6 protein-coding genes are annotated in these 3,531 nt (G+C 55.1%); 2 read left to right on the forward strand and 4 right to left on the reverse strand.

Features of this window, described 5'->3' with window-relative positions:
- Window positions 1–265, forward strand: a 265-nt coding sequence (locus tag AACY31_RS29175) for a hypothetical protein (RefSeq protein ID WP_445261593.1), incomplete at its 5' end; no start/stop codon positions are given.
- Here the strand turns inward: AACY31_RS29175 and AACY31_RS28285 are convergent.
- Window positions 244–507, reverse strand: coding sequence for a PAAR domain-containing protein (locus AACY31_RS28285; protein WP_339483814.1), 264 nt, complete (start codon window positions 505–507; stop codon window positions 244–246). The two genes, AACY31_RS29175 and AACY31_RS28285, sit on opposite strands and share 22 nt — an antisense overlap.
- Before the next feature lie 45 nt (window positions 508–552).
- Window positions 553–975: a HEAT repeat domain-containing protein gene (locus AACY31_RS28290; RefSeq protein ID WP_339505582.1), complete on the reverse strand. Its 423-nt coding sequence runs from the start codon at window positions 973–975 to the stop codon at window positions 553–555.
- A gap of 409 nt (window positions 976–1,384) precedes the next feature.
- Here AACY31_RS28290 and AACY31_RS28295 point away from each other — a divergent pair.
- Window positions 1,385–2,604 (forward strand): IS3 family transposase gene (locus AACY31_RS28295; protein WP_445261594.1). Its coding sequence is split into 2 segments (ribosomal slippage): window positions 1,385–1,730 and window positions 1,730–2,604, totalling 1,221 coding nucleotides; the frame shifts between segments, so codons are not numbered across the junction.
- Here AACY31_RS28295 and AACY31_RS29180 read toward each other — a convergent pair.
- Together AACY31_RS29180 and AACY31_RS28300 are read right to left on the reverse strand one after the other, a co-directional pair.
- Window positions 2,576–2,884, reverse strand: a complete 309-nt coding sequence (locus AACY31_RS29180; RefSeq protein ID WP_445261596.1) for an RHS repeat-associated core domain-containing protein — start codon at window positions 2,882–2,884, stop codon at window positions 2,576–2,578. The two genes, AACY31_RS28295 and AACY31_RS29180, sit on opposite strands and share 29 nt — an antisense overlap.
- Window positions 2,885–2,908: 24 nt before the next feature.
- Window positions 2,909–3,531: RHS domain-containing protein (locus AACY31_RS28300; RefSeq protein ID WP_445261595.1), on the reverse strand; the 623-nt coding region annotated here is incomplete at its 5' end.

Raw genomic sequence — 3,531 nt, forward strand, 5'->3', positions numbered from 1 at the left:
TTTCGTTGCGCAGTTCCAGCAGTTGGCCGAGGCGGTCCCAGCGGTAGTCGAGTGTTGTTCCGTTGGTGTCAAGACGCTGCTGGATCAGTCCGGCTTCGTTGTAGTGCCAGGTGGTGCGCTGGCGCAGAGCGTCGGTGTGGGTGAGCAGGCGGCCTTCGGCGTCGCGGGTTTGACGCAGGCATGGGCATTGGCGCGATCAAGCCAATGCCGGTGTCGTTCAGTTGTTAAAGAGCGGGGCGCAGGTCAGCGATGCACAGCGCCATGAGAGCCACTGGCGATCAGGGTCGCGCCGCAGGTTGTCTTCATGCCATCCAACGCCACGGGAATGCCATTGACGGAATAGGTGTTGCTTCCTTCGGCGATCGGGAAGGGGCCCTTGCATAAGGGGCACATCACCATGTGACCCTTTCCGGCCATGGGTTTGCCGTTGAGGTTGGTGTGTGGGATGGATTCGGTGACAACACCACCGTGGTCGGTGGCGTCGCCGAGGCGGACTATACATTTCATTAGTTTTATAACCATCAAAGACTTTGGATATGGTGAATTATATTTTTAGCTGCCGGGTATCTGCTTTTGGGGGCGAAGTTTGATGTTGTAATTTGCGACACTATTAACCCTGTCGTCGGTGTCGAAACATAGTTTTTTTAATATTGCATAGGGTGTTTTTTGATTTGACGCAATTGCCTGTCTAACGATGGGGTCTTCGTCATTTGACAGATAAGTAAGCACTTCAGTCCCGGACTTTCTTTTTTTTGCGACCCCATGCCTTGTTTTCCAATTTTGGCTTTTTGATAAAGAACTTATGGTGAGCGGTGAAATGGTCTCGTTTTGCAGTATAAATGTTTCATAATCTGGGTACTTTAAAATTACATCCTCCCATACGGACTCGCTTGCCTTGTCGGTGATGGCTCTACTTCTGTCTGTTTCAATACTGCTGTTGATGAGGCTAATGAACTCTTCTGCTGAATTAATCATTTCTTATCCTGGCACTTTAATTTTTTAAGATCAATGGACCGGCCTGTTGAACCTTTGTGTTTCCCTTTCATTATGTCTCCTTGGTCATTGAGGTCTGCCATCCACTCAAGGGTTCCGGCGCTCCTCGATTCTGAAAATAATTTCCATGCGCTTCCCCCATGTTCGGTTTTGTCTGCGGAATACCAAGAGCCATCTTTAGGATCTCTAAATAGAGTCACATTTCCTACTCCTGGAATATGTCCGTTACATTTTCTATCGTATCGCTCAACACTCCACTTTTTTGCACAACATGATCGGTTATCAATGTTGGATTTTCCTGTGGGTGCTGGTTTTCTGCCATGAACGAGCCCCATGAAAGACAGGACACCGTTTCCCCCTTACGATAAGGGATAGGCAAACGGTTATGTTTATGACTAACAGCAACGATAAGAGTGGGGAGCTTTTGGGCCAGGAGCGGCGGCGCCGCTGGAGCCCAGAGCAAAAACTGGCCATGGTTCGCGAGAGCCTTGAGCCAGGACAAAGCGTTTCGGTGGTGGCTCGGCGCAATGGCATCAATGCCAATCAGCTGTTCCTGTGGCGCAAGCTGTATCAGGACGGCAGCCTGTCGGCGGTCAGTGCAGGCGAAGCCGTGGTGCCTGCCTCCGAGCTGAGCGATGCGCTCAAGCAAATCCGTGAGCTGCAACGGATGCTGGGCAAGAAAACGATGGAAGCGGAAATCCTCAAAGAGGCCGTGGAGATCGCCCGGTCGCGAAAATGGATTGCGCACTCACCCTTGTTGCCGGGGGACGACCAGTGAAGCTGGTCAGCGAATGTCTCGGTGTGGCGCGCTCGCAATTAACGGTTCGAATCAAGCAATCGGTATCGCCCAAGACACGGCGAAGCAGGCCTGTGAACGATGTAGAGCTGGTCGCTGAAATCCAGCAAGAGGTCAGCGAACTGCCCAGCTATGGATACCGACGCGTCTGGGGACTGCTGCGTCGTGCACGTGAAAAACGGTCGCTGCCGGCGGTCAACGTGAAACGGGTTTACCGGGTGATGCGTGACCACAACCTTTTGCTTGAACGCCGGATCAAACAGCCCGGCGTGCCGCGTCGGCACGAAGGCCGTATTGCCGTGGAAAACAGCGATACGCGTTGGTGCTCGGACGGCTTTGAGTTCCGCTGCGAGGACGGCGCGAAACTGAGCGTGACCTTCGCCCTCGATTGCTGTGATCGCGAAGCCATAGGCTGGGTGGCAAGCCCGACCGGGTACAGCGGCGATGATATCCGCGACTTGATGCTGGAAAGCGTGGAGAAGCGTTTTGGTGATCAACTACCCACCACGCCAGTTCAATGGCTCAGCGACAACGGCTCGGCGTACACCGCCGAACAGACACGCCTGTTTGCTCGACAGATCGGTTTGCAACCAGTGACCACCCCAGTACGCAGCCCACAGAGCAACGGCATGGCCGAGAGCTTCGTGAAGACGATCAAGCGTGATTACGTGGCGCACATGCCCAAGCCAGATCGAGAAACGGCGTTGCGTAACCTGGCAATTGCCTTCGAGCATTACAACGAGCAGCATCCGCACAGCGCCTTGAAATATCGTTCACCGAGGGAGTTCAGGCGCTTGGCGGCAGCATCAATTTAACGGGGAGTTGGTGTCCGGTTTGGTAGGGGCAAGTCCATGCCAGATCTTGTAAGGCCCAAAGGATCTGTCCAATCTGCGGGGTTCGGCGCGTACGCATAGATGTTGAGCCCCCCGCAAACCCAATCGGATCCTTGCCAATAAACCGCCCGACCTGCGGATCATAGTACCGATAGCGATTGTAGTGCAGCCCGGTTTCCACATCGAAGTACTGCCCCTGAAAGCGCAGTGGATTGCGCAGATCCGCGCGTTTGGCGGTCTCGCTGCGTTGCTCCTTGGCCAGGCCCCAGGCCTTGTAGACCCCGCTTCAGGCGATATCGCCATGTTCGTCGGTCAACTCCATTGGCGTGCCGAGGTGGTCGCACTGGTACCAGGCCACGGCGCTGAAGGTCACAGGCTTTGGCTTGTGCTGCCACACCGGATCGCGGTCGATGTCGTAAGCACCCTCATAGACCGGTTCGGGCAGCGGTTGGATACTGCGTTGCTCTACTGCCTGCGCCACTGGTACAAAACCGCCCGGTTCAAAAAAGTAGTGGGTCAGGCGTTCGCTCTTGTCGTTGTTACGGCTCTCAAAGGCCAGCAAGTCACCGTCCCAACCGTAGATGGTGTAGCCGCAGCCGTATTGCTCGTCGAGCTTGGCGCGCTCCAGCTTGTTCCACATCGGCCCGGCTTCACGACGGTCGTGATACTTGGCTTTGGACAGTTTGAACAGGCGCCGGCCCAGCGCGTCGTAGGCAAAGGTGGCGGTCAATCTGTCATCTGCGTAGCCGATTAGACGGTCGTACAGGTCCCAGGTGAAATGGGATTTCTTGCCGTTGTGCAGGCGTTCCTTGAGGTTGCCGCGCTCGTCATAGCTGTAGTGGGTGCCCACGTAGTCGCGGAGCAGGTTGTCCAGCAACTTGGGTGGGCCGTATTGATTGGGCCGACGCG

Origin of the sequence: Pseudomonas sp. RL_105y_Pfl2_101 (assembly GCF_963970585.1) — a bacterium.
GTDB lineage: Bacteria > Pseudomonadota > Gammaproteobacteria > Pseudomonadales > Pseudomonadaceae > Aquipseudomonas.

Excerpts from the sequence above, each read along its gene's own strand:
- AACY31_RS28285 (WP_339483814.1), bottom strand. The coding sequence starts at position 507 with ATGAAATGTATAGTCCGCCTCGGCGACGCCACCGACCACGGTGGTGTT.
- AACY31_RS28290 (WP_339505582.1), bottom strand. The coding sequence starts at position 975 with ATGATTAATTCAGCAGAAGAGTTCATTAGCCTCATCAACAGCAGTATT.